Source organism: Streptomyces sp. NPDC001914, assembly GCF_042891215.1.
GTDB lineage: Bacteria > Actinomycetota > Actinomycetes > Streptomycetales > Streptomycetaceae > Streptomyces.
The window spans coordinates 347,379-373,088 of the sequence record NZ_JBIASW010000005.1; the positions used below are offsets into that span (position 1 = coordinate 347,379).

Sequence of the window (25,710 nt, forward strand, 5' to 3'; positions counted from 1 at the left end):
CAGCGAGAGAATCGCAGGTCAGAGGCTCCATGCGTGTAAGGAACGGATAAGAGTTGAGCCCCCACGACTCAGGTCTGTTGACCGGAAGGCGGACGTCGTGCACACTTGAGTCCGTTCCACTCAAGTCATTGCTGGAGGAATCGAAATGGCACGTGCGGTCGGCATCGACCTGGGCACGACTAACTCCGTCGTCAGCGTTCTCGAAGGCGGCGAGCCCACCGTCATCACCAACGCCGAAGGCGCCAGGACCACGCCGTCCGTCGTCGCCTTCGCGAAGAACGGCGAGGTGCTCGTCGGCGAGGTCGCCAAGCGCCAGGCGGTCACCAACGTGGACCGGACGATCCGTTCGGTGAAGCGTCACATGGGCACCGACTGGAAGATCGAGCTCGACGGCAAGAGCTTCAACCCGCAGCAGATGAGCGCCTTCATCCTGCAGAAGCTGAAGCGCGACGCCGAGGCGTACCTGGGCGAGAAGGTGGCCGACGCGGTCATCACCGTCCCGGCGTACTTCAACGACTCCGAGCGTCAGGCGACCAAGGAAGCCGGTGAGATCGCCGGCCTCAACGTCCTTCGTATCGTCAACGAGCCGACCGCCGCCGCCCTGGCGTACGGCCTCGACAAGGACGACCAGACGATCCTCGTCTTCGACCTCGGTGGCGGCACCTTCGACGTGTCCCTCCTGGAGATCGGCGACGGCGTCGTCGAGGTGAAGGCCACCAACGGTGACAACCACCTCGGTGGTGACGACTGGGACCAGCGCGTCGTCGACTACCTGGTGCAGCAGTTCCGCTCCGGCCACGGCGTGGACCTCGCCAAGGACAAGATGGCGCTCCAGCGTCTGCGCGAGGCCGCCGAGAAGGCCAAGATCGAGCTGTCCTCGTCCACCGAGACCTCGATCAACCTGCCCTACATCACGGCTTCCGCCGAGGGCCCGCTGCACCTGGACGAGAAGCTCACGCGCGCCCAGTTCCAGCAGCTGACGGCCGACCTCCTGGAGCGCTGCAAGACGCCGTTCCACAACGTCATCAAGGACGCCGGCATCCAGCTGTCCGAGATCGACCACGTCGTTCTCGTCGGCGGCTCCACCCGTATGCCCGCCGTCGCCGAGCTCGTCAAGGAGCTGACCGGCGGCAACGAGGCCAACAAGGGCGTGAACCCGGACGAGGTCGTCGCCATCGGCGCTGCCCTCCAGGCCGGTGTCCTCAAGGGTGAGGTCAAGGACGTCCTGCTCCTCGACGTGACCCCGCTGTCGCTTGGTATCGAGACCAAGGGCGGCATCATGACCAAGCTCATCGAGCGGAACACGACGATCCCGACCAAGCGGTCCGAGATCTTCACCACCGCCGAGGACAACCAGCCCTCCGTGCAGATCCAGGTCTACCAGGGCGAGCGCGAGATCGCGGCGTACAACAAGAAGCTCGGCATGTTCGAGCTGACCGGTCTGCCGCCGGCCCCGCGCGGTGTCCCGCAGATCGAGGTCGCCTTCGACATCGACGCCAACGGCATCATGCACGTGACCGCGAAGGACCTCGGCACGGGCAAGGAGCAGAAGATGACCGTCACCGGCGGCTCCTCGCTGCCGAAGGACGAGGTCGACCGCATGCGCCAGGAGGCCGAGAAGTACGCGGAGGAGGACCACGCCCGCCGCGAGGCCGCCGAGACCCGCAACCAGGGCGAGCAGCTCGTCTACCAGACCGAGAAGTTCCTCAAGGACAACGAGGACAAGGTCCCCGGCGAGATCAAGACCGAGGTCGAGGCTTCCGTCGAGGAGCTGAAGGCCGCGCTCAAGGGCGAGGACATCGCCGAGATCCGCACCGCCACGGAGAAGGTCGCCGCGGTCTCGCAGAAGCTCGGCCAGGCCATGTACGCCGACGCCCAGGCCGCCCAGGCCGCGGGTGGCGACGCCGCCGGTGCCGAGGCCCCGAAGGCCGACGACGACGTCGTCGACGCCGAGATCGTCGACGAGGACCGCCGGGACGGTGCCGCGTGACGGAGGAGACCCCGGGCTTCGAAGAGCAGCCCGACGTCCCTTCCGGCGCCACCTCTGACGACGCCGAGCCGCAGACCGCCACCCCCTCTGCGGAGGGGGCGGCGGCCCCGGACGGGGACGCAGCAGCACAACTGGCCGGCCTGACGGCCCAGCTGGACCAGGCGCGCATGGCTCTGAGCGAGCGCACCGCGGACCTCCAGCGGCTCCAGGCCGAGTTCCAGAACTACCGCCGCCGCATCGAGCGCGACCGGATCGCGGTCCGGGAGATCGCCATCGCGAACCTCCTGACCGAACTCCTGCCCGTGCTCGACGACATCGGCCGCGCGCGGGACCACGGGGAGCTCGTCGGCGGATTCAAGTCCGTCGCCGAATCCCTGGAGACCGTCGCGGCGAAGATGGGGCTCCAGCAGTTCGGCAAGGAGGGCGAGCCCTTCGACCCGACGATCCACGAGGCCCTGATGCACTCGTACGCGCCGGACGTCACGGAGACGACGTGCGTGGCGATTCTGCAGCCGGGGTATCGCTTCGGCGAACGCACCATCCGCCCCGCGCGGGTGGCCGTCGCCGAGCCGCAGCCCGGAGCGCAGACGGTCAAGGCCGAGGACTCGGCCGAGGCGGCCGATGACAAGGAGAGCGGTGGCCCGGACGAGGGCTGAGCTTGAACGGACGAGGGAGGAGGGACGTCGGGGATGAGCACCAAGGACTTCATCGAGAAGGACTTCTACAAGGTCCTCGGCGTCCCCAAGGACGCCACCGAGGCCGAGATCAAGAAGGCGTACCGGAAGCTCGCCCGTGAGTTCCACCCGGACGCCAACAAGGGCAACGCCAAGGCCGAGGAGCGCTTCAAGGAGATCTCCGAGGCGAACGACGTACTCGGCGATCCGAAGAAGCGCAAGGAGTACGACGAGGCGCGTGCCCTCTTCGGCAGTGGTGGCTTCCGGCCGGGTCCCGGCGCCGGCGGCGGCAACTTCAACTTCGACCTGGGCGACCTCTTCGGAGGCACTGCCCAGGGCCAGGGAGCGGGAGGGGCCGGCGGCTTCGGCGGCGGTATAGGTGACGTCTTCGGCGGCCTGTTCAACCGCGGCGGCGCCACCACGGGCACGCGTACGCAGCCCAGGCGCGGCCAGGACATCGACACCGAGGTCACCCTCTCCTTCACGGAGGCGGTGGACGGCGCGACCGTTCCGCTGCGCATGACCTCCCAGGCGGCCTGCAAGGCCTGTTCGGGCACCGGCGACAAGAACGGCACACCGCGCGTGTGCCCGACCTGTGTCGGCACCGGGCAGGTCGCGCGGGGCTCCGGGGGCGGCTTCTCGCTCACGGACCCCTGCCCGGACTGCAAGGGCCGCGGCCTGATCGCCGAGCACCCCTGCATGGAGTGCGCGGGCAGCGGGCGGGCCAAGTCGTCCCGCACGATGCAGGTCCGGATCCCCGCGGGCGTCAGCGACAACCAGCGGATCCGGCTGCGCGGCAAGGGCGCTCCCGGAGAGCGGGGAGGCCCGGCGGGAGACCTGTACGTCACGGTCCACGTCGACGCCCACCCGGTCTTCGGCCGCAAGGACGACAACCTCACCGTCACCGTGCCCGTCACCTTCGCGGAGGCGGCGCTGGGCGGCGAGGTGAAGGTGCCGACGCTGGGCGGCCCGCCGGTGACGCTGAAGCTGCCGCCGGGCACGCCCAACGGGCGGACCATGCGCGCCCGGGGCAGGGGCGCGGTCCGCAAGGACGGCACCCGGGGCGACCTCCTGGTCACCGTCGAGGTGACGGTCCCCCAGGACCTGTCCGGCAAGGCTCGTGACGCGCTGGAGGCGTATCGCGAGGCGACCGCGGGTGAGGACCCGCGGGCGGATCTGTTCCAGGCCGCGAAGGGAGCATGACGGAGCCATGGACACGACCGGTCGTCGACGCAACCCCTATGAACTGACCGAGGAGACCCCGGTCTACGTCATCTCGGTGGCGGCCCAGCTCTCCGGACTGCACCCGCAGACCCTGCGTCAGTACGACCGGCTCGGTCTGGTCTCCCCCGACCGCACGGCCGGCCGGGGCCGGCGCTACTCGGCCCGCGACATCGAGCTGCTGCGCACGGTGCAGCAGCTGTCGCAGGACGAGGGCATCAACCTCGCCGGCATCAAGCGCATCATCGAACTGGAGAACCAGGTCGCCGCGCTCCAGTCCCGCGTGGCGGAGCTGGAGTCGGCCCTGGACGGCGCCGCGGCCGCCATGCAGCAGCGCGAGGCCGCCGTGCACGCCTCCTACCGCCGCGACCTGGTCCCGTACCAGGAGGTCCAGCAGACCAGCGCGCTGGTGGTGTGGCGCCCCAAGCGGGCGTCCGAGTAGTTCTTTCACGCTCTCACCCGAAGGGGTCCCGCGGTCCGTCCGGAACGCGGGACCCCTTCGCGTGTTCCGGGCGTCGGGATCGCCGGCCCGGCGCCGGGAGAAGTGACGATTTTGTAGGCGAATGCGCTGTTCGTTCCGTCGCCCAATGGGCGAAATCGACGTGCAGTACCTGAATTTCGGGCGTAATCATCAGAAGTGGTGTTTGCGGTGGAAATGCCTTTTATGGGCGGGCGGTGTGCGGTTGGTCACTGCGGAGGCCGCCGTGCCCGGCGCGGTGAGCCGCCCGTCCGCCCGTGGCGGGCGCGCGGGCCGAAGGGGCGGCGTCCCGCGTGCCGGGGCTCTGTGCACGCGTTCTTTCCGGATCACGGATCGTCAACAGCGGTTAAAAACCGTCGGCGCCGACGACTCCTGTGAACGCAAGTTGGCCGAGCGTGTGAATGACAGAAGGTGAAGCTGAGGGGATCGGTCGGTGGATGGGCGTAGTCTTTTCCCGTCGCGTTCACTTGTGGAACACGAAACGCCGTTGCCATCTCGTTAAGTGGTTACTCCTTGACGCTGAGGTGATCGAACGCGTTGGCTTTCAGCCACCTGGGTCGCAATGCTGCAACCTCGCCCGGAAGGCACCTGATGTGAAGACTCGTAACACCGGCCTGCGCCGTACCGTCATAGCCGTGGCCTCGTCCGCCACCGCTCTCACCACCCTCACCGGCTGCGGCATGGGGGCCTTCGGCGGGAGCAGTAGCTCGGCCAGCGCCACGAAGGGCGACGACATCACGGTCGGCCTGCTCCTCCCGGAGAAGGCGAACACCCGTTACGAGAAGTTCGACTACCCGATCATCCGGGAGCAGGTGCAGAAGCTCACCGAGAAGAAGGGTGACGTCCTCTACCTGAACGCCGAGCAGGACGCCGCGAAGCAGCTCCGCCAGATGCAGCAGATGATCGACGACAAGGTCGACGTCATCCTCGTGGACGCGGTCGACTCGGTGACGATCGCCAAGGGCGTGCGCAAGGCCAAGGAGGCCGGGATCCCGGTCATCGCCTACGACCGCCTGGCGCAGGGCCCGATCGACGCGTACATCTCCTTCGACAACGAGCTGGTCGGCGAGACCCAGGGCAAGGCGCTCATCGCCGCGCTGGGCACCAACTCGGCCTCGAAGAAGATCATCATGATGAACGGCTCGGTGACCGACCCGAACGCCGCGCAGTTCAAGTCCGGCGCCAAGTCCGAGCTCGAGGACAAGGTGATCATCGCGGCCCAGTACGACACCAAGGACTGGAACCCGGTCAACGCCAAGGCCAACATGGAGAAGTCCATCCAGGCCGTCGGGCTGAGCAACATCGCCGGTGTCTACGCCGCCAACGACGGCATCGCGGGCGCGGTCATCGACGCCTTCAAGGCCGCGGGTGTCAGCAAGGTGCCGCCGGTGACCGGCCAGGACTCCGAGCTCATCGCCGTGCAGCGGATCATCAAGGGCGACCAGTACATGAGCGTGTACAAGTCGTACCCGCAGGAGGCCAACGCGGCCGCCGAGATGGCCGTCGCCCGGGTGCAGGGCCGCTCGATCGAGTTCGACGCGCTCACCCGCGACAAGGTCAGCAGCCCCACGAACAAGGACATCCCGTCCCAGCTCGTGCCCGTGGTGGCGCTCACCAAGGAGAACATCCAGGATACGGTCGTCCAGGACGGGATCTACGCCGTCAACAAGATCTGCACGGCGCCCTACAAGTCGCTCTGCAACTCGCTCGGCATCAAGTAGAACGCCCCGCCCGGCCGTCTCGGCACCGAGACGGCCGGGCGAGGACCAGTCGGTTCCGGCCCCGCCGGCGGATGCGCGCTCCCGGCGCTCATCTCCGCCCGGGGCCGTTCCGCTGTCCCGGCCCGGGAATCGCCCCTCAGGGGCGCCGCGCCCCCGTGGGAGCGCTGTACGGCCTCCTGCGCGCCCGAGCGCCCGCGCCTGCCCACTCCGGCGCCCCGTGCCCTTGACGGCGCCTCTCCGCGGCCGTGCGCCCCCTCCGGCGTGATCCCCTCGCCTCCGTCGCCGGGCCTGCGCGACGGGCCTGTGCGACGGGCGCCGGTCGACGCGATCCACAGGGTGTGTGAACTTTCCGGTACCACTGGTGGGGGAAGCTCAGGTTCCGCTTCCGTGGGTGGGGTCGCGCGGGTGAGGGCGGGTGCGGTGCGGCTGATCGTTTCAAGTCCCCTTGCCGTGAACCGAGTTGGGTCCTCCGGGGGGAGAGGTGAGGAGTCGGCGCCGGGGTTCGGGGAGGGCTTCCGGAGGGCCGGGCGGACGGGGCCTTCAGCTTGTTGCAAGGGCCGCGGCGGAGGTCCGGATTTATGCGGGCGATCCAGGGCGAACGGACGCTCCCGGGCCGCACAGCCTTGTTGCGATGCCGGACGCGTCCGCGCATAGTTGCGCTGCGGAGGACGCCCTGACGCGGGGCTCACGCCAGGGGTTGGAGCTGGAGCCAGGGGTGGGAGATGGCCGGGCACGGGACGGACAGGCATCCGCACGGCGCTGACCGGCTGTGCGATGCGGGTGACCGGGTGTACTCCCGGGCCGTGCGGCGGGGCCGGGTGCCCCGCGAGGACGCCGAGTCGGTTCCCTGCCTGCTGGAACTGGCCTCGTCAACTACTCACCGAGCGGTGGTACTGGTCGTACGGCGACCGCTACTGGGCGCTCGCCACGGGGGCCGGCCACGCACTCTACGGCCCCGGGCGCTCGATCGCGATCCCCAGAAGGGTCCTGCCGGGGGCTTCGCGATCGCCGAGACGATCACGGGGCCTCGGCGGCAGTGAGTGAGAGCGGATCGATGCCCGGATCGCCCACGCCCTGACGGGCTGGATGGGTTGCACCGTGATCGTGGAGCAGCGCATGCCCCCAGGCAGGGATCGGCAGGTCCATGTCGTTCTGTAGGGGTGCGACCAGGACTTGCGGATGCCGACGGTGGCTCAGGCCTGCGATTGATTCCTGAGACGCGGACTCTGCACCGTTCATCCGTGCCTTCTTGCCGACCAGGGACCCCCAAGGAGCAAACGGCGCGTTGGGCAGATGAGCGCCGACCCTCCTGATGGGGGATGGGAGTGCACGAACCCGTCGGAAGAGGGGTGTGAGAAGGGGATCCCCTGACGCTTCACTGTTCCTTGCCCGGTCGCTTGTGGCCAGCGCGACCGGGGCTCTTCCCCCGCACGACGCGGGGACTGAGTACGAGCCTGCGCATGAGCTGACAGGCCTCCTACGAAAGAAGGAAGGTGCAATGAGCGGCAGAGGGATGAGACGGGCTGCGGTTGGTGTGCTCACCGTGATCGCCATCGCGGGAGCGTCACCGGCGTTCGCGCTCTCGGCCAGTCGGGGCGGTGCCCGTGGCTGGACCGAACAGTCCGCCACGGTCATGAACCTCCAGGACACCCAGGACGACGGCCATGACGTGAAGGCCGAGTACTACAGGACCGCCCACCCGAGCGACAAGCTCACCCTGTGGAACAAGCAGGCCTACGGCGACAGGTACTTCGAGGACAACGACGGGAACGCCTGGACCGTGGAGAGCGGTAAGTACTCCACCATCTTCAAGATGCAGGTGTGCGAGGTGTACAACAACTGGCCCGACTCCTGCAGCGGTTGGGTCGAGTAGCCGCCGCAGTTCGTGGCTGACCCACCTCGGAGAGCCGGAGGGGTGGCGGCCGGTGTTGGCGGCCGCCACCCCTCCCTGCGCCATGAGTCTACTCAGCGAGTCGGACCCACGGTGCTGTTCGTCGACGGGGCTCGGGGCGGACAAGCAATGTGGAAATCTCTCTGGAGGTGCAAGTGGGCGGCTACACCGAGCGCGTTGTGCTCGAAGTCGAGGATCTCAACTACGGTCTGCCTGGCCGGTCACTGCTGACAGGGGTCCGTCTGTCCGTCGCTGCGGGCGAGTCTGTTGCTGTGACGGGGGCCAGCGGCAGTGGGAAGACGACCTTGTTGACGTGCATCCTCGGTCTTGTCGAACCAGACGCCGGCTCGGTGCGCATTGCGGGCGTCGACCAGCGCGGGCTGTCGTCACGCGAGCTCGCCCGGCATCGCCGGGAAAACGTCGGAATGGTCTTCCAGTTCGGCGAGTTGCTTCCAGAATTATCTCCTTTGGAGAATGTGGCCCTGGCGGGTCTCCTGGCAGGCAAGAAGACCGGTGAGGCCTACGCGCGTGCGGCTGAGCTGCTGGATGAGCTGGGTGTGCCGGCCGAGGGTTCTGCCACTGCGACGTTGTCCGGCGGTGAACGGCAGCGAACAGCAGTCGCACGGGCATTGATGAACGATCCCGCTCTGCTCCTCGCGGATGAACCGACAGGGTCACTTGACCCTATGCATCGTGACGCCGTTGCTGAACTGCTGTACAGCGTGCCACGGCAACGAGACTGTGCCCTCCTAGTGGTCACACATGACGCCAGCGTTGCGCAGCGCGCGGATCGGCGAGTCCGACTTGACGGAGGTCGGCTGGCAGCCGGTACGGAGGTTGCGGCGACGGGGGAAGGCGCGTGAGTGACAGAGGGCTGTTCCGTCAGTTGCTGCGCATGGGACGCGCGACCGCCCTTGCAGCGGAGGCAGGGCGGGTTCGCTTCTGGTCCCTTGTTCTGGCCACGTCTTTGTTGTCCCTTGCGGCAAGTGGCCTGGTGTTGGCCTCGGCCTCTTTTGATGCCCGCGCAGAACGCAGCGTCGCACGATCCCCCCGGCTGATTGCTGCCCACCCGCGCGAGACCCCCCGGGCGCTCTGGGCGCCGACCACCTCAAGTATCGGGAACATGGCGTTCGATGTCGTGTACATCGAGCCGATAGGCGACGATGCACCCCTTCCCCCCGGTCTCTCTCGCTGGCCTGATCCGGGAGAGGCGGTGTTGTCACCCGCTCTGTTGAAGGCCAATGGGAGCGATGGCGTCTTCCAGGAGTTCGGGCGTTTCGGTGGAGTCATACGTCCTGCCGGCCTCGAAGCGCCGGCAGAGCGCTTCGTTTATGTCCGGCCCAGCGCCAAGATGCTCGATCGATCCAAGATGTTCGAGATCAGCGGCTTCGGTGCCGAGGCATCTGCCGGTTTCGTCGGAGAAAGTATTCATAATTTCGGAGCCCAGAAGTTCTATGCCGGATACGCCGGATTGATTCTTCTCCCGGCGGCTCTCCTGGTGGTCATCGCGGCACGTGTGGGAGCATTTGCTCGGGACAGGCGAACGGCACTGCTCGGAGCACTGGGCGCCGGCAGGAGAGTCAGGCTGGCTTTCACGCTCGGCGAGGCGGCGCTCCCTGTTGCCTTTGGAGCAGGTATCGCGGCTTTGAGCGCATCGATCACACTCGTGTTGGATTCGTCTTACCCTCTCGTGGAGTTCATCCTCTCGAAGGAGGATGCTCGTGACGCGTGGCCAGAGCTGTTGCTCTGCCTGACAGGTGTTCCGATCGCGGTGCTCTTCCTGGCGATTGTCCTTCAGCCCGGCCATCGGCGTTCGGGCGGAACCAGGCCGACCTACGTATCGGGTCGCAGAGGGTGGATTCCATGGGTGTTTCCCTTCGCATTGCTGGTCACCGTGCGAGGTGCGGAACTCGCTCCTCTTGAATTTCGGATACCTGTCTACGTCACTGGTTGCATCGTGGTACTTGCGACTCTTCCCGCGGTCATCGGAGCCGGGGTGGGGTGGTTGGGTCCGCTCATGGCGAGTATCGGTCGGCGGGTCGGTGCTCCGGGGCTTCTGGTCTCCGGGCGCCGACTGGGTGTCGGGTCGCGTTCGGTGTCGAGGCTGGTGGCCTCCATGGTGATCGCCATTGGACTTGCCGCCCAGACGCAGCTGTGGACAGGAGTGTTCGGGGAGTTCACGCAGAGTGCGATGGAGACACAGAAGCGAGTGGGGACGACGGTCCTCAGAGTCACCCCCTACGTAGTGGGTGATCGGGTACGGAATTTCGAGAGCGAGCTTCCGTCGGGTGCCCTGCCTTTGGGTGTGCGGCAGGCGGGCGACCGGGTTGAGATCATGGGTGACTGCACCGCCCTTCGAGAGATCGGTCTGTCGTGCTCGAAGGCATTTGTGCGGATCTCGGCATTGGGCAGAGACGTGCGCCTTCGAGAAATCCTGAGCCGAACCGGGATGGCACAGGGTGCGAAGGGGTACGCGCGACGCGGCGCGCTCTCACAGGTCGGAACGGGTAAGGGCGGTTCGCTGACCTTGCTCGTCGTGGGCAAAGGTCGCAAGCAGCTCTCGATCCCGGAAATTCAGGGGATAGCCAGCCGATCCCTGGCGATGAAAGCGTCCGTCCGTCCCTTGGGTGACCTGTCCGACACGGGGAAACTGGTGACGGCCACCAAGTGGGTCAGATTGATGTCACTCGTGGGAGTCGGAGTGATCGGCTTGGCTGCCGGGACAAGTGCGATGGCTGAGTTTCTCCGCTTTGGACGGGAACTTGCCCCGCTGTCCGTGCTGACAGGCAGCCGCCGAATCTTCCGGTCAGTGGCCATGTGGTCGCTGTTCATGCCCGCCGTTTTGGCGGCGGTGTTCGGGGTTTTGGTGGCATGGTGGCTGGCGACCCCGCTGACCAGTACTTCTGTGGCGACACCTGCATCCATGGCACCTATCACGATGGGTGCGCTCGTCTGCGCCCTGGTGCTTGCCTCGTGGGGAGCGCATGCCGCGGTGCGGGCGGCAGGAATGTGGACGCCTTCATCGGAGTGAACCTCTTTCATCTTGTGCTTCAGGAGTGAAATGGGCTGGTCAGATGGGGTGACATGGCGAAGCACTTCGTCGTTGCTGATTTTCGCGCACCTGCGGAGGGACGAGACGCCGGCACAGGTCGGCGCCGGCTTCGGAGTCTCCGAGGCGACGGCCTGGCGGTATGTGCATGAGACCGTCGAGATCATCGCCTCGTGGGCGGCAGGGCTGCAAGAGGCCCTCGTCGGCCTGGGCGAAGGCGACTTCATCATCGTCGACAGGACGCTGATCCCCGTCGACCGCGTCAAGGTAGACCAGCCGTACTACTCGCAGAAACACAAGAAAAACCGCATGAATGCCCAGGTCGTCGTACGTCCTGACGGCCCGCCGCCCTGGTTCTCGCGGGCGACACCGGGATGGGCCCATGACCTGACCGCGGCCCGTGCCCACGGGAGCGTCCAAGCCTGTCTCTCGCGTCAGATCCTCGTCTTGGCCGACCGCGCGTACCAGGGTGCCGGTGCCACTGGCCGTACTCCCTACTACGGCCACCCGTGAGCTGCCTGAGCACTACCAGTGATACAACCGCGACCACGCCGAATCCGTGCTCCCGGTGAACGAGCCTTCGCCCGCCTCACGTCTTGGCAGCTACTGCGGCGAGTACGCTGCTCAACCAGTCGCATCGGCAGGACCTGGTGCAATGCCGCTCACGAATTGTGGAGTTGCTGATCACGGTACTGAGATCGCCAGGCGACCCCGGCGGCTTGTACGCGGTTTTCGACACCGATCGTTTCGTAGATCGTGCGCACGTGATCCTTTACGGTGTGCTTGCTGATGCTGAGCTTTTCGGCGATGGCGAGGTTCGAGAGTCCTTCGCCCAGGAGACTCAGGATCTCCTGGCACCTGGGGCTGAGGCCTCTCAGCTGCTCCCGAGCGGTGTTCCCTTCTTCCGCCGCGTAACTGGGTTCGAGGTAACGGGTCACCACGGGGCGAGCCACCTCCGGCGCGAGCGCCACACTGCCGGCGCGGGCCGCTCGTATGGCCCACAGGAGATTCGTCACGCAGTCGCCGCTGTGCAGGATGCCGTTCGCCCCGTTGCGGAGAAGTCTTTGGGCTACGGGCTCCGTGACACGGTCCATGAGGACAATTCTCTTGGCCGTGATGGCGAGCTGGTTCAATTCTTCGAGTGTGTTCAGGGCGTCGTCGACGCTGGAATGGCTCAGTACGAGTATTTCCGGCGTCGCCGTACGTGCGAGCCGGGATGCCGATGCGATGGAGCCCTCGCTGACGACGTGCAGTTGATCGTCCTGTTCAACGGTCCGACGTACACCGGCGCGTTCTAGTGAATGATGCCCGAAAATTCCGATCCGTATCACTTGCAACCTCCCCGTTTGATACGGCACACCATGAGGACCCTGGCCGGATGGGGGAAATCCGGCCAGGGTCGTTCAGGGTGCCGCTGCGCCCGAGTTGCACGAGCGTTTTCGTCGACGGGGGAGTCAATCCCCGCCCTTCACCAAGAATGCGCTCCGCGGATACAAGGTCGCCACCGTCATCTTGTTGCAAGGGGTCAGGTGGAGTGGGGACTTATATGGGCAAAGCGGGACGAGAACGGGCGCGACCACGACGCTGCCTTGTTGCGATGCCGATCGGGGCCGCGCATAGTTGCGCTGCGGAAAAGGCCGAGGCGTCTCACCGCGGAAAGGGCTGGAGCCAGAGGTGGGAGATGGCGGGCACGGGACGGACAGGCATCCGCACGGCGCTGACCGGCTGTGCGATGCGGGCGACCGGGTGTACTCCCGGGCCGTGCGGCGGGGCCGGGTGCCCCGCGAGGACGCCGAGTCGGTTCCCTGCCTGCTGGAACTGGCGCTGCTGCACCCCGATCCGGACGACATGGGCTGGCTGGTGCCGACCTCGCCCCAGGAGGTCATGAACCGGCTCCTGCGGGGCGTGTACGAGGAAGTCAGCGCGAGCCAGGCGCGGGTGGGCGACGCGGTGTCCGCCGTCGAGTGGTACGCGGGCCTCGGCGGCCGGGTGCGGACGCCGGCCGAGGGCGTGGCGATCCGGGTCCTCGACGGACTGCCGCGGATCCACGCCGCCATGGACAAGGCGACCCAGGAGTGCACCCGCGAGGTCCTGACGGTGCAGCCGGGCGGCATCCGGCGCGAGGACGAACTCGTCGAGGGACTGCACCGGGCGCTGGAGATGCGGCGGCGCGGGGTGCGGATGCGCGATCTGTACACCCACGTGGCCCGGCACGGCCAAGGCCTGCTGAACTACATGGAGTTGATGGGCGACGCCGCGGAGGCCCGTACCCTCGACGAGGTCGTGGAGCGGCTCATCCTCTTCGACCGCACGGTCGCGTTCATCCCCGCCAACACGGACCGCACGATCGCGCTGGAGCTGCGTCACCCGGCGCTGGTGGACTACCTGGTGACGGTCTTCGAGCGGCTGTGGCGGCTGGCGATCCCGCTGACGTCGGCCATCCCCTCGACGGGCATCGAGGGCATCACCCACCGGGAGCGGTCCATCGCGGCGCTGCTGGCCGAGGGTCATCAGGACGCGGTCGTCGCGGAGCGCCTGGGCATCAGCGTGCGGACCTGCCGGGCGCACATCGCCCGGCTCTCGGAGACGCTGGGCGCGGCGAGCCGCACCCAACTGGGCGTCCGCATCGCTCAGGCAGGGCTGGACAGGCCTTGGCGGACTCCAGAGCCAGGGACGATCACCGTTCCCGAGGTTGTTCCCGAGCCTCCTGGTGTGCCTGATCAAGGATCCCCGACCGACCTATGAGAAAGCCGAGTTGGGCACGGCTCTCGCTGCCGAGGGTGGCGGCGAGTTTGGCTATGTGGACTCGGGCGGTGCGGACGTTCATGCCGAGGCGGTCGGCTATGGCGGCGTCTGTGTGTCCTTCGACGAGGAGACTCGCGATGGCGCGTTGGCGGGGGGTGATGCCGTTCAGAGTGGGTCGCTGGGCGGCTTGCGGGTACATGGGCGTGGCCAGGCGCCACAGGCGCTCGAAGGTGATCACGAAGAAGGTGATCAGGGCCGGGTTGCGGACTTCCAGCGCGAGGGTGCGGTCCTTGTTCGCCGGAATGAACGCGACAGTGCGGTCGATGATGATGAGGCGTTCGGTGACTTCGTCGAGGGTGCGGACCGCGATATCGCCCTTCAGCAGTTCATGGCGGGCGACCACTGCTGGCGAGTGGCGGAGCGTGTGCTGGTAGAGCGTACGGATGCGGGCACCCCGGTCCAGCAGGGCCTGGTCGCGTTCCAGGGACTCTCGCGCAGATATGGCATTTCGCCCGTTGTGGGGCTGAATGGTGAGGAGTTCTTCGTGTGCGGCGGTCATCGTCTGAGTGATGACAGAGTTGATGCGCTGGAGACCGCTGAGCACGTTGATCGTCGGGGTCTCTGCCGTCGTGGCGTGGGGCCCGTCGATCCGCATGAGCGGCTCGAACGCCTCCGCCAGGCGCGCCTCGCGCTGTCGCTGCTGTGCGATGGCGTCAGCGGTGCTGTGCAACAGCCGAGGGAGTGCCACGGCAGGGGCCACGGGACGCAGCCATCGCATGTCCTCGATGTCCGGCTGAAGCAGGCCGAAGTCGATCAGGCACGGCACGGGCTCGGCCTCCAGCTGGGTGACACAGCCCTCGTGGAGTGCGCGGGCGTACAGTTCCAGGCCCGCCTGGCATAGTTCTTCGGCGCCGTGCTCGTGCGCCCCGGTCGTCACCTGTGGCTCTGTTTTCTCGGCATTCAGCTCTCCTGGTCCAGGAGCCCCGACTGGGCGATCAGGAAGCCGAGTTGGGCCCGGCTCCCGCTGCCGAGGGCGGAGGCCAGCTTGGCGATGTGAGCGCGGCAGGTCCGGACGTTCATCCCCAGCCGACGCGCGATGGCCTCGTCCACGTGGCCCTCCACGAGGAGTTTCGCGATGGAGTGCTGGATGTCCGTGATGCCGTCGGGGGTGGTTTCGTAGGGTGCGCCGGCGTTCAGCGGGACGGAGCGGCCCCACATGAACTCGAAGACCTTGATCAGATAGCGGACGAGGCCAGGGTGGCGAAGCTCAAGGGCCACCTTCTGGTCGTCACGGGTGGGGATGAAGGCGACGGTCGTGTCGCAGATGATGAGCCGCTCGACCAGCTCGTCGATGGTGCGGTGCTCCACCTTGCCGTTGGAGAGCTGGTCCACGTAGGCCAGTTTCTCGGGGCTGTAGCGCGCGGTGTGCTGATAGAGGGTCCGGATGCGCACACCGCGTTCGATCAGGGGCCTGTCCCGCTCCAGCCCCTGTATGAGGTTGCGTTCGGGGCGGGGGCCGCTCGGCTGGACCGTGAGCATCTCGGTCTGGCACTGGGCCGTGGCCAGGTCGAGTGCCGCGTTGATCCGGTCGTTGCCCTCGAGCACCGTGATCGAGTGAGTGGGCGCAGCCGCTTGCGCGCTGAGGGTCATGAACGGCTCGAAAGCGTCGGCCAGTTCGATCGACATCCGTCTACGCTCGGTGATCTCGCGCTCTATGGCGTTGAGCCGCTGAGCCAGGGCGGCCGACGCGGGCACGGGGCGCAGCCAGTCCGCATCGTCGGGATCCGGGTGCAGAAGGGCGAACTCCATCAAGCAGGGAGCGCTCTCCACATCTGCGCGGGCGATACGCCCCGTGCGGAGAGCGACCGCGTAAAGTCGGCCACCTTCCCCACACAACTTGGTCATCGCATGGGGGTGTGTCGCTTTAGTCCCATTGGTTGTCAAATCTCCACCCCCCAGGGTCCTGAACGTGCAGGAACATGATGCATCGATTGTGTGGCCACGACCTCCCCAAATGAGCCATCGTCGTATCCGACGGGGGAAGAGGGACCTTCAAGTGAGGACGAAGCCGATTATGCGTACAAAAATGCTTCGCTTGGTGCTTGTCGCCGCCTTCTCCGCCGTCACGGCCTTCGGAGCGCTGAGTGGCCTCTCCGACGCGAAGGGCGACGTTCGGGCGGACAGCGTCTGGCCGTCGGCCGCGGTCACGGTGGTAGCCGGCGACAGCGTTTGGCCGGTGTCTCCTGACCGCACTGACGACAGTGTCTGGGCTTGACATGACTATTCCTCCCGACGACCGTTCCTTCCGCCGTGAGATGGCCACCGCCTACCGGTCCGGCTGGCACTTCATCGATCTGGTCACCGCCATCCCGTACAGCGGGGACTCGCTGATGGTGACCGTCTTCGGAGAGCCCGTCGTCGTCACCCGCGACGACGACGAGGACGTGCGGGCCTACCGGTGTCTGCGGCGGCCTCGGGGGGCGCCGCAGCCCGTCCGGTGCGCCATCCGGTATGGAATGATCTTCGTGAACCTCGATCAGCGTGACCACCAGCTCACCGGTCCGGACGTCCCGGACGTCGAGACCATCGCAGCCACCCCCCGCAGTGCCTGACGCGATTCCCCCGTCGTAGTAGATCGCGCAGGTACTTCCCCCCGCAGCGGCGTCACCGTGACCTGAACACGGTGACGCCGCTGCAGTTTCCGGGGAAATCTCCGGGTTTCGGCCCGTACGCTCCCTGGCCGGCCGCGGCCGCGCGATGTCCGTCGGCGGTCTCATCCGCGGCCCATCGCCGCCGTGAGCTCGATCTCGATCGCCACCCGGGCCGGGTTCGGCGACGGCATGCGCTCGTAGCGCTCCGCGTAACGCCGTACCGCCTCCGCGACCCGCTCGGGATCCGTGGAGACCCGGGCCCGGCCCTCCAGCGTCGCCCAGCGCCCGCCGTCCACCTGGCAGACGGCCACCCGTGCCCCGTCCGGCCCGGCCGCCAGCACGTGGGCGACCTTCCGGCTCGACTTGTTGGTGATGACCCGAGCGAGACCGGCCTCGGGGTCGTATGTAACGCCGACGGGCACCACGTGCGGGCTTCCGTCGGGCCGCAGGGTGGTCAGCGTGCACAGGTGGCGCTCGCGCCAGAAGCTCAGGTAAGCGGCGTCGGGCTGCCGCGGGTCCACCGGATAGGAAGCCATGAGGCCTGAATCTACGCCTGCCGGGCGTCCCATTTCCGGTCCTTCCAGCCTTGAGCGGAATAGACTCAACTTTGTGTACGCTGGACGAGTCAGGGAACCGTCAGCCACCAGGAGGAGGAGAACGCGAACGTGGACGCCGAGCTGACCAACAGGAGCCGGGACGCGATCAACGCGGCCAGCAACCGCGCCGTGCGGGAGGGGCACCCGGATCTCACCCCCGCCCACCTGCTGCTCGCTCTGCTCGAGGGGCAGGACAACGAGAACCTCATCGATCTGCTGGCGGCCGTGGACGCCGATCAGGCCTCGGTCCGCTCCGGCACCGAACGCGTGCTCGCCGCACTGCCCAGCGTGACCGGCTCCACCGTCGCGCCCCCGCAGCCGAACCGCGAGACGCTCGCGGTCATCGCCGACGCCGCCGAGCGTGCCAAGGAGCTGGGCGACGAGTTCATCTCCACCGAACACCTGCTCATCGGCATCGCCGCCAAGGGCGGGACGACCGCCGACGTACTCTCCCAGCAGGGCGCCAGTGCGAAGAAGCTGCTGGACGCGTTCCAGAAGACACGGGGAGGGCGCCGGGTGACGACCGCGGATCCCGAGGGCCAGTACAAGGCGCTCGAAAAGTTCGGCACGGACTTCACCGCCGCGGCCCGCGAGGGCAGGCTCGACCCCGTCATCGGCCGGGACCACGAGATCCGCCGGGTGGTGCAGGTCCTGTCCCGCCGCACGAAGAACAACCCCGTCCTCATCGGCGAGCCCGGTGTCGGCAAGACCGCCGTCGTCGAGGGGCTCGCCCAGCGGATCGTGAAGGGCGACGTACCGGAGTCCCTGAAGAACAAGCGGCTCGTCTCGCTCGACCTCGGCGCGATGGTGGCCGGCGCGAAGTACCGCGGCGAGTTCGAGGAGCGCCTGAAGACCGTGCTCGCGGAGATCAAGGACTCCGACGGGCAGATCATCACCTTCATCGACGAGCTGCACACCGTCGTCGGCGCCGGCGCGGGCGGCGACTCCGCCATGGACGCCGGCAACATGCTCAAGCCCATGCTCGCCCGCGGCGAGCTGCGCATGGTCGGCGCGACCACGCTGGACGAGTACCGCGAGCGGATCGAGAAGGACCCGGCGCTGGAGCGGCGCTTCCAGCAGGTGCTGGTCGCCGAGCCGACGGTCGAGGACACCATCGCCATCCTGCGCGGACTCAAGGGGCGCTACGAGGCCCACCACAAGGTCCAGATCGCCGACTCGGCCCTGGTGGCCGCCGCGAGCCTGTCCGACCGCTACATCACCTCCCGCTTCCTGCCCGACAAGGCCATCGACCTCGTCGACGAGGCGGCCTCACGGCTGCGCATGGAGATCGACTCCTCTCCCGTCGAGATCGACGAGCTCCAGCGCGTCGTCGACCGGCTGAAGATGGAGGAGCTGGCGATCGGCAAGGAGACCGACGCCGCCAGCAGGGAACGCCTGGACAGACTGCGCCGCGACCTCGCCGACAAGGAGGAGGAGCTGCGCGGGCTCAACGCCCGCTGGGAGAAGGAGAAGCAGTCCCTCAACCGCGTCGGTGAGCTGAAGGAGAAGCTCGACGAGCTGCGCGGCCAGGCCGAACGCGCCCAGCGCGACGGCGACTTCGACACCGCCTCCAAGCTGCTCTACGGCGAGATCCCCACCCTGGAGCGGGACTTGGAGGAAGCCTCGCAGGCCGAGGAGGAGGTCGCCAAGGACACCATGGTGAAGGAGGAGGTCGGACCGGACGACATCGCGGACGTCGTCGGCTCCTGGACCGGCATCCCCGCCGGCCGCCTCCTGGAGGGCGAGACGCAGAAGCTGCTGCGCATGGAGGCGGAGCTGGGCCGCCGTCTGATCGGCCAGTCCGAGGCCGTGGGGGCGGTGTCCGACGCCGTGCGGCGCACCCGGGCCGGGATCGCCGACCCGGACCGGCCCACCGGCTCCTTCCTCTTCCTCGGCCCGACGGGCGTCGGCAAGACCGAACTGGCCAAGGCGCTGGCCGACTTCCTCTTCGACGACGAACGGGCGATGGTCCGCATCGACATGTCGGAGTACGGCGAGAAGCACAGCGTGGCCCGGCTGGTCGGCGCGCCTCCCGGGTACGTCGGCTACGAGGAGGGCGGCCAGCTCACCGAGGCGGTGCGCCGGCGCCCGTACAGCGTGATCCTGCTCGACGAGGTGGAGAAGGCGCACCCCGAGGTCTTCGACATCCTGCTCCAGGTCCTGGACGACGGGCGGCTGACGGACGGTCAGGGGCGCACGGTCGACTTCCGCAACACCATCCTGATCCTCACCTCGAACCTGGGCAGCCAGTTCCTGAGCGGGCAGAGCCTCGCCGATCCGTCGGCCTCCGAGGAGGAGCGCAGGCGGCAGGTCCTGGAGGTCGTCCGGGCGTCCTTCAAGCCCGAGTTCCTGAACCGGCTGGACGACCTCGTCGTCTTCTCCGCCCTCGACCAGCAGGAGCTGGAGCGCATCGCCCGCCTCCAGATCGACTCCCTGGCGCGGCGGCTCGCCGAGCGCCGGCTCACCCTGGAGGTCACCGACGCGGCGCTGGCCTGGCTCGCCGAGGAGGGCAACGACCCGGCGTACGGAGCGCGCCCGCTGCGGCGCCTCGTCCAGACCGCCATCGGCGACCGGCTGGCCAAGGAGATCCTGGCGGGCGAGGTCAAGGACGGCGACACGGTCCGGGTGGACGCCTTCGGCGAGGGCCTGATCGTGGGCCCGGCCACGGGCAAGACGCTGTAGGCGGTACCGGAACCCGGCGGGGAGGGCCGCGGCGCACCGCCGCGGCCCTCCCTTTGCCCGTCCGAGGCCCGTACGTGACCGGATCTTGTCAGCCCCCGGCGGACAGGGCCGGTCAGAGGTTGCCACTCCCCGCCCCGCATGAGAGAGGATGGCAGCATCCGTACGAAGGGAAATACACGGTGAGCATCGACCCGTCCTCGATTCCGAATTTCGGGGGCCAGCCCGAGCCGCAGCCCGGCCCCGCCGGCCCCGTGGTCCCGGATCAGGACCTCGTGAAGCAGCTCCTGGAGCAGATGGAGCTGAAGTACGTCGTCGACGACGAGGGTGACCTCGCGGCGCCGTGGGAGGAGTTCCGTACGTACTTCATGTTCCGCGGCGAGGGTGACCAGCAGGTCTTCTCGGTGCGGACGTTCTACGACCGGCCGCACCAGCTCGAGGAGAAGCCCGCGCTCCTGGAGTCGATCGACGACTGGAACCGCCGCACCCTGTGGCCCAAGGTCTACAGCCACACCCACGACGACGGCACCGTCCGCCTGATCGGCGAGGCGCAGATGCTGATCGGCACCGGCGTCAGCCTGGAGCACTTCGTGTCCTCCACGGTGAGCTGGGTGCGCGCCGCCATCGAGTTCGACAAGTGGCTCGTCGAGCAGCTCGGTCTGGAGCAGGAGATCAACGAGACGGACAAGCCCGGGGACGACGAGGAAGAGTAGGCCCGTCCTCCCGGCGGCGCTCCCGGTCCGCCGCGCGCACCGACCCCTGGGACAGGTCCTAGAGCGGGGTGTGCGCGATCACGACCAGATAGGCGCCGTAGGCGAACGAGAGCCCGGCCAGGGCACCGACCACCAGGGTCGCGTGCCAGGGCCGGGCTCTCGCCGTTCGGACCAGCGCGCGGGCCAGCGGCAGCAGCAGCGGGAACGCCGGGAGCAGGAAGCGCGGCTTCGACTCGAAGAATCCCGAGCCGCCCACCGCGATGAGCAGCAGGATGCCGCTGTGGACGAGCAGCGGCAGGGGCGCGCGGTCCGCGATCAGCAGCAGGTACAGGAGCACGGCCGCGGCGACGATCACCATGGTCATCGGGAACACGAACCGGTCCCCGTGCAGCAGCAGGTGCTTGACGAAGTGGAGCGACCCCTCGCCGAGGTCGAAGCGCGAGCCCCACAGCCGCTGCACCTGGAAGTAGCCGTGGAGCCAGTCGCCCTCGCGGTGTCCCACCCACAGCACGTAGCCGGTCCAGCCGACCGGCGCGAGCGCGGCGCCCGTCCACACCCTGTGGGAAACTTTTCCGCGCCTCCGCCAGATCTCGTGCGCCGCCGCGACGATGACCGCCGCGGCCACCGCGAAGCCGTTCGGCCTGGTCAGCCCCGCGAGCGCGGCCAGCGAGCCGGCCCACAGCCAGCGCCCGTCGAGCACCGCGTACAGCGACCAGGCGGCGAACGCGGTCAGTACCGGCTCGGTGTACGCCATCGACAGCACCACCGAGTGCGGCAGCAGACCCCACAGCAGCACCAGCGCCGTACCCACCGCGCGGCCGTGCAGCCGGGCCCCGATCGCGTACACCCCGCACGCGGCGGCGGCCGCCGCGGTCCAGGCGACCAGCAGGCCCGCCGAGCCTCCGGTCAGCGGGGTCAGCGTGGTGACGGCCCGTACGAGGGCCGGGAAGAGCGGGAAGAACGCGAGGTCGCTGTGGATCACCGTGGGATGGAACGTGAGCGTCCTGCCGTAGCCGTGCGCGGCGATCCCCAGGTACCAGACCGAGTCCCAGGACCGGGCGAGCAGCGCGACCGGGTGCCGGTCGGTGGCCCAGGCGGTCCCGGCGAGCACGAGGAGTCCGGTCAGGCGCGCGGCCGCGAACACCCCGAGCGCCGTGATCGCGCCGGTCGGCAGGGCGCGTGCGGTGCGGGGGGATCCGGGGGAGCCGGAGGGCCGGACGGTGCGGTCGCCGGGGTCCGGGGGAGCGGGGCGGGCGAGGGTGGTCGGGTGGGTCACACCCCGAACTGTGCTTTCCCTACGGGGTATTCGCGAGCTTTGATCGTCCGTGCGGGTTCCGTGCCGAAGCCTTCGGCGCGCCGCCCGCGCGGGGGGCGGGGGCAGTGCTAGACGGCGGGCCTGAACCGTTCGCGGGTGCGGTTCCCGTCCGGTGGGCGGGTGCGGTTCCGGTCCGGTGGTCGTCGCGGTTCCGGTCCGGTGGGTGGGTCGGGGCCGTGCCGGTGCATCAGGCCGTCGCTGTCGGGCAGAGAAGTGGCCGTTAGTGGCGACGGCCATCGATGTACCGGCACGGCCCCTCGCGTCGCATTCCGGCTGCGGGTGCGTCGTGGTGGCCCGTCCGGGCTGTGTCGCCGGGTCCCGGGTGCGGCGCCTTGTTCTGGGGCTGAGCTGCTGTCTTCGGGCGGGTTTCGGTTCTGGGGGATCGCTGCGCCCGGGCCTTGGTGGGCGGACGGTGGTGTCGCATAATCCTGGCGTGTCACAGACCCCGGTCCCGATACCGGCCCCGATTCCGTCCCGCTCGGTTCCCGCGGGCACCCCCGTGTGGTCCGCCGGGGAAGCGGCCCGGTGGTTGCGCCTCCGGCACGCCCGCTGGGCGCACCCGCTCTGGTCCGTCCTTGCACTGCTGGTCACCGTGGTGTGGGCGATCGCGGTGGCGCCGGAACCGCCGTGCACCGATGCCGCGCCCTGCAGTGCCGACTGGCCGGGCATGGTGGAGATGGGCCTGGCCGTGGGGCTGCTGTACTGGCTCGCCCGGCTGCCGGAGCTGACGCTCGTCGCGGCCCCCGCGCTGGCGGTCGTCGTGGCCCGGCTGGAACTGCCGGACGCGGCCCCGGACTCCCTCGCCGCGAACCTCTGCGTCCTCGCCGCCCTGGGGTTCGGCTGGGCCGGCGCCCTGGAACGCCTTGCCGCCCGTCGCCGGCAGCGCGGCCTGGTGGCGGAGGCCACGGGCGTACGGCACCCGGTTCCCGACCGCGGCGCGCCGCTGCGGCGCGGAATGATCCCGATCGCGGCCGGCGTCGTGCTCGTCGCCGTCGCGGCCTTCTTCGTGGCCCAGGGACTCGCGGGCGTCCGGGACGACGAGCGGCACGCGGACCGCGCGGACCGAACCGTGGCGAAGGTGGTCGGCCACCACGACGAGTCGGTCCGGGTCCGTACCCACGACGGACGGCGGCTGACGCTCGACTCGCTCGCTCCGGAGGACCACCGCACCGGATCCGTCGTGACCGTGCTGGAGGACGGGTCGTGGCGGCGCCTGGCGTCCGAGCCGTACGACGCGATGGGCCCGCAGTTCGTGGTGCTGGCCGCCGGTCTTCCCGGTCTCTCCCTGCTCGTCACCGGTCTGCTCGCCCGCCGCCGTGCCGCCGCGCTCCGCCGTGGACCGGTTCCGGTCCTGCGCGTCCTGGAACGCATGGACGACGACGGTGTGGTCTGGATCTACGCGGGCGACGACCCCGCCGGGCGACGGCCCGTTCTCGGCGCGTCTTTCGTCGCCGACGCGCCCGGCACGGCCGAGCACGGCCCGGCGGACCCGGAGGATGCCGAACACGGTCCGGAGCACCCGAAGGGTGCCGAGCACGGCTCGGTGCACCTCACCGATGGCGAGTACGCGTCGGCGTTTGCCGACGACGCCGCCGACGACGCCGACGGGGACCGGGACCGGGACGGGGACGGGGACCGGGACGGGGAGCAGGGCGAGGGCCGGGAGTATGGCCTGAAGGAATGGTTCCGTGTTGCCGGGCGGCCGGGCGAGGCCGTCCTGTTCGGTTCTCCTCACGACGGTGGTGAGCTGCTCCTCGTCACCACGCCCCGGGACGGGGAACCGGCCGTCCTCCGGACGAGCGGGCCCGTCCGGATGCTGCGCCCCGGCGACGAACCGGTGTGCGCCCCGCAGCCGGAGGCGGACATCGCGACCGGCGGCGTCCGCGGTGCCGCCACCACGGTCCCCGCGACGCTGATCACGACGGGACGCCCGCTGAGCTGGGGGCCCAACGCCCTGGCGCGCGTCGGCGGCGCGGTCGTGACTCTCATCGTGGTCGCGAACGTCGCCTTCAACGCCCGCGATCTGGTCACGGACGGGATCGGCGTGAAGGAGGTCCTCTTCACGCTCGTCCTGCTGTCCTGGCTCGGGCTCGCGGCGGAACTGCTCAACTGGCGTGTCACCGCCGACAGTTCGGGGGTGTGGCTGACCGGATGGCGGAAGGTGCGGCACGTGCCGTGGGACCGCCTGGGGCCGGTCAGGTACATGAAGGACGGGAGCGTGGAGACACGGCTGCCGGACGGCACCGGCTGGCGACTGTCCGGCCTGGGCGTGTCCAAGCTGGAACGGCGCCTCGGCTTCAACCCCTCCTGTGCGCGCATGGCCGAGGAGGTCAACGCGCTGCGCCACCACCCGGAACTGCGCCCCACCGAACCGGCCTCCCGCCGGGCCCGCGGACTCCCCCTCGGCCCCGCCCTGTTCGTCCTCACCGTCGCCGTGGCCCTGACCTGGGCCTTCCACTGACGTGCCGGTCGGCCCAGGTCGCCCTGGGCCGACCGGAGTTCAGGAGGACAGGCGGCGCAGTCGCCCGGCGGCCTCGTGCAGCACCTCGTCCCGCTTGCAGAACGCGAACCGTACGAAGGGGGCGCCCGCCTCGCGGTGGTCGTAGAAGACGGCGTTCGGGATGGCCACCACACCGGCCCGTTCGGGCAGGGCGCGGCAGAACGCGAAACCGTCGCTCTCGCCGAGCGGCCGGATGTCGGTGGTGATGAAGTACGTCCCCCGCGGCCGGAAGACGGCGAAGCCCGCCTCGGTGAGACCCGCCGCCAGCACGTCCCGCTTGCGCAGCATGTCGGCGCGGAAGTCCTCGAAGTAGGCGTCCGGCAGCGCGATTGCCTCGGCGACGGCGTACTGGAAGGGCCCCGACGCCACGTACGTGAGGAACTGCTTCGCCGACCGTACGGCGCCGACCAGGGCCGGGGGCGCGGTCACCCAGCCGACCTTCCAGCCGGTGAACGAGAACGTCTTGCCCGCGCTGCCGATGGTGACCGTCCGCTCGCGCATTCCCGGGAGCGTCGCCAGCGGCACGTGTTCGGCGTCGTCGAAGACGAGGTGTTCGTAGACCTCGTCCGTCACCACGAGCAGATCCCGCTCGACGGCGATCCGGGCGATCTCCGTCAGCTCCGCGCGCGTGAGGACGGTGCCGGTCGGGTTGTGCGGGGTGTTGATCAGCAGCAGCCGGGTCCGCTCGGTGACCGCGTCGCGCAGTTCGTCGAGGTCGAGCCGGAAGCGCCGCCCGCCGTCCTCGTCGTCGGCCTCGTCGGGGCGCAGCGTCACGGGTACGCGCCTGCCGCCCGCCATGGCGATCGAGGCCGCGTACGAGTCGTAGTACGGCTCCAGGGCGATCACCTCGTCGCCGGGCTCCAGGAGCGCGAGCAGCGCGGCGGCGATGGCCTCGGTGGCGCCGGCCGTCACCAGGACCTCGGTGTCGGGGTCGTACGACAGCCCGTAGTGGCGCTTCTGGTGCGAGGCGATCGCGGTGCGCAGCTCGGGGACGCCGGGACCCGGCGGGTACTGGTTGCCGCGTCCGTCGCGCAGCGCGCGGACGGCCGCCTCCCGGATCTCCTCGGGGCCGTCGGTGTCGGGGAAGCCCTGTCCGAGGTTGATCGAGCCGGTGCTCATCGCGAGGGCGGACATCTCGGCGAAGATCGTCGTCCCGAACTCGGCGAGCCGACGGTTCAGCAAGGGGCGCGCACTGGAGGTCATGGCCGCCATCCTGCGCCCAAGCTCTGGACTTCCTCAACTCTGCTTTGGGGCGGGAAGCGTGGGGGCATCCCCCTGGCACGCAAGGCTGGAACCGAGAAACACGGCCCACGGGGGGCCGCTTCGGGGGAACGGAAGGAGGGTGACGCCATGGTCATCGGCATCATCCTGGCGGTCGTCCTGCTCGTTGTGATCATGGGGGCCGTCGGCGGGGGCAAGAACGGCAGGAAGAAGGGCCGTTCCTCCCGGAGCGGGAGTGGCGGCGACAGCAGCTGGTGGGCCGGTGG

The 25,710-nt window shown here is 68.9% G+C and carries 20 protein-coding genes and 2 pseudogenes; 16 read left to right on the forward strand and 6 right to left on the reverse strand.

What is annotated here, in order from left to right:
• The first annotated feature begins 145 nt into the window (after window positions 1-145).
• The 11 genes and pseudogenes from dnaK to ACFYYF_RS17175 form a co-directional block, all read left to right on the forward strand.
• Window positions 146-1,990 carry a molecular chaperone DnaK gene (gene dnaK / locus ACFYYF_RS17125; RefSeq protein WP_361685346.1) on the forward strand — a complete coding sequence of 615 codons (1,845 nt, stop codon included), beginning with the start codon at window positions 146-148 and terminating at the stop codon, window positions 1,988-1,990.
• The gene (grpE, locus tag ACFYYF_RS17130) at window positions 1,987-2,646 is read left to right on the forward strand and encodes a nucleotide exchange factor GrpE (protein ID WP_361685348.1); all 660 of its coding nucleotides are present in this window, start codon (window positions 1,987-1,989) and stop codon (window positions 2,644-2,646) included. The genes dnaK and grpE overlap by 4 nt, the downstream gene beginning before the upstream one ends.
• A 33-nt stretch (window positions 2,647-2,679) precedes the next feature.
• Window positions 2,680-3,867 (forward strand): molecular chaperone DnaJ, encoded by a 1,188-nt coding sequence (gene dnaJ / locus ACFYYF_RS17135; RefSeq protein ID WP_361685350.1) that lies wholly within the window; start codon window positions 2,680-2,682, stop codon window positions 3,865-3,867.
• A 7-nt stretch (window positions 3,868-3,874) separates the two neighbouring features.
• Window positions 3,875-4,327 carry a heat shock protein transcriptional repressor HspR gene (locus ACFYYF_RS17140; RefSeq protein ID WP_355982001.1) on the forward strand — a complete coding sequence of 151 codons (453 nt, stop codon included), beginning with the start codon at window positions 3,875-3,877 and terminating at the stop codon, window positions 4,325-4,327.
• A gap of 145 nt (window positions 4,328-4,472) precedes the next feature.
• Window positions 4,473-4,778: a hypothetical protein gene (locus ACFYYF_RS17145; RefSeq protein ID WP_388776333.1), complete on the forward strand. Its 306-nt coding sequence runs from the start codon at window positions 4,473-4,475 to the stop codon at window positions 4,776-4,778.
• A 178-nt stretch (window positions 4,779-4,956) separates the two neighbouring features.
• The gene (locus ACFYYF_RS17150; protein ID WP_388776335.1) at window positions 4,957-6,084 is read left to right on the forward strand and encodes a sugar ABC transporter substrate-binding protein; all 1,128 of its coding nucleotides are present in this window, start codon (window positions 4,957-4,959) and stop codon (window positions 6,082-6,084) included.
• Window positions 6,085-6,806: 722 nt separating this feature from the next.
• Window positions 6,807-6,950: pseudogene (locus tag ACFYYF_RS17155) on the forward strand (LuxR family transcriptional regulator); the annotation flags it as partial.
• A 647-nt stretch (window positions 6,951-7,597) separates the two neighbouring features.
• Window positions 7,598-7,957: a hypothetical protein gene (locus tag ACFYYF_RS17160; RefSeq protein ID WP_388776337.1), complete on the forward strand. Its 360-nt coding sequence runs from the start codon at window positions 7,598-7,600 to the stop codon at window positions 7,955-7,957.
• A gap of 155 nt (window positions 7,958-8,112) precedes the next feature.
• A complete protein-coding gene (locus tag ACFYYF_RS17165) occupies window positions 8,113-8,838 on the forward strand; it encodes an ABC transporter ATP-binding protein (RefSeq protein ID WP_388776765.1) in 726 nt (241 codons plus the stop codon).
• Window positions 8,835-11,006 carry a hypothetical protein gene (locus ACFYYF_RS17170; RefSeq protein WP_388776340.1) on the forward strand — a complete coding sequence of 724 codons (2,172 nt, stop codon included), beginning with the start codon at window positions 8,835-8,837 and terminating at the stop codon, window positions 11,004-11,006. Before ACFYYF_RS17165 ends, ACFYYF_RS17170 begins: the two co-directional genes overlap by 4 nt.
• Before the next feature lie 69 nt (window positions 11,007-11,075).
• Window positions 11,076-11,708 (forward strand): annotated as a pseudogene (locus ACFYYF_RS17175) (transposase family protein); the annotation flags it as partial.
• Here ACFYYF_RS17175 and ACFYYF_RS17180 read toward each other — a convergent pair.
• Complete coding sequence (locus ACFYYF_RS17180) at window positions 11,687-12,355, reverse strand: LuxR C-terminal-related transcriptional regulator (RefSeq protein WP_388776342.1); 669 nt, start codon at window positions 12,353-12,355, stop codon at window positions 11,687-11,689. The pseudogene ACFYYF_RS17175 and the gene ACFYYF_RS17180 sit on opposite strands and share 22 nt — an antisense overlap.
• A gap of 343 nt (window positions 12,356-12,698) precedes the next feature.
• Between ACFYYF_RS17180 and ACFYYF_RS17185 the strand changes: the two genes are divergently transcribed.
• Entirely contained in the window at window positions 12,699-13,769 is a 1,071-nt protein-coding gene (locus tag ACFYYF_RS17185) for a LuxR C-terminal-related transcriptional regulator (RefSeq protein ID WP_388776344.1), read from the forward strand.
• On the opposite strand, the gene ACFYYF_RS17190 is transcribed toward ACFYYF_RS17185, so the two are convergent.
• The gene (locus tag ACFYYF_RS17190) at window positions 13,702-14,706 is read right to left on the reverse strand and encodes a LuxR C-terminal-related transcriptional regulator (RefSeq protein ID WP_388776346.1); all 1,005 of its coding nucleotides are present in this window, start codon (window positions 14,704-14,706) and stop codon (window positions 13,702-13,704) included. The genes ACFYYF_RS17185 and ACFYYF_RS17190 overlap by 68 nt on opposite strands.
• 23 nt (window positions 14,707-14,729) lie before the next feature.
• Window positions 14,730-15,674: a helix-turn-helix transcriptional regulator gene (locus ACFYYF_RS17195; RefSeq protein WP_388776347.1), complete on the reverse strand. Its 945-nt coding sequence runs from the start codon at window positions 15,672-15,674 to the stop codon at window positions 14,730-14,732.
• A 371-nt stretch (window positions 15,675-16,045) separates the two neighbouring features.
• Between ACFYYF_RS17195 and ACFYYF_RS17200 the strand changes: the two genes are divergently transcribed.
• Window positions 16,046-16,381, forward strand: a complete 336-nt coding sequence (locus ACFYYF_RS17200) for a hypothetical protein (RefSeq protein ID WP_355982012.1) — start codon at window positions 16,046-16,048, stop codon at window positions 16,379-16,381.
• Between the two features lie 161 nt (window positions 16,382-16,542).
• Here ACFYYF_RS17200 and ACFYYF_RS17205 read toward each other — a convergent pair whose 3' ends face one another.
• Window positions 16,543-16,956 carry a TIGR03618 family F420-dependent PPOX class oxidoreductase gene (locus tag ACFYYF_RS17205; RefSeq protein WP_361685362.1) on the reverse strand — a complete coding sequence of 138 codons (414 nt, stop codon included), beginning with the start codon at window positions 16,954-16,956 and terminating at the stop codon, window positions 16,543-16,545.
• A gap of 129 nt (window positions 16,957-17,085) precedes the next feature.
• Here ACFYYF_RS17205 and clpB point away from each other — a divergent pair, with 129 nt between their 5' ends.
• Both clpB and ACFYYF_RS17215 read left to right on the forward strand, forming a co-directional pair.
• The gene (clpB, locus tag ACFYYF_RS17210) at window positions 17,086-19,698 is read left to right on the forward strand and encodes an ATP-dependent chaperone ClpB (RefSeq protein WP_388776350.1); all 2,613 of its coding nucleotides are present in this window, start codon (window positions 17,086-17,088) and stop codon (window positions 19,696-19,698) included.
• Between the two features lie 179 nt (window positions 19,699-19,877).
• Window positions 19,878-20,408, forward strand: a complete 531-nt coding sequence (locus ACFYYF_RS17215) for a YbjN domain-containing protein (RefSeq protein ID WP_361685366.1) — start codon at window positions 19,878-19,880, stop codon at window positions 20,406-20,408.
• Window positions 20,409-20,466: 58 nt separating this feature from the next.
• Here ACFYYF_RS17215 and ACFYYF_RS17220 read toward each other — a convergent pair whose 3' ends face one another.
• Window positions 20,467-21,684 carry a hypothetical protein gene (locus ACFYYF_RS17220; RefSeq protein ID WP_388776354.1) on the reverse strand — a complete coding sequence of 406 codons (1,218 nt, stop codon included), beginning with the start codon at window positions 21,682-21,684 and terminating at the stop codon, window positions 20,467-20,469.
• 472 nt (window positions 21,685-22,156) lie between these two features.
• Here ACFYYF_RS17220 and ACFYYF_RS17225 point away from each other — a divergent pair, with 472 nt between their 5' ends.
• Complete coding sequence (locus ACFYYF_RS17225) at window positions 22,157-24,184, forward strand: hypothetical protein (RefSeq protein WP_388776356.1); 2,028 nt, start codon at window positions 22,157-22,159, stop codon at window positions 24,182-24,184.
• Window positions 24,185-24,223: 39 nt separating this feature from the next.
• Here the strand turns inward: ACFYYF_RS17225 and ACFYYF_RS17230 are convergent, their stop codons facing one another.
• Window positions 24,224-25,435 carry a pyridoxal phosphate-dependent aminotransferase gene (locus tag ACFYYF_RS17230; protein WP_388776358.1) on the reverse strand — a complete coding sequence of 404 codons (1,212 nt, stop codon included), beginning with the start codon at window positions 25,433-25,435 and terminating at the stop codon, window positions 24,224-24,226.
• Window positions 25,436-25,710 lie beyond the last annotated feature (275 nt).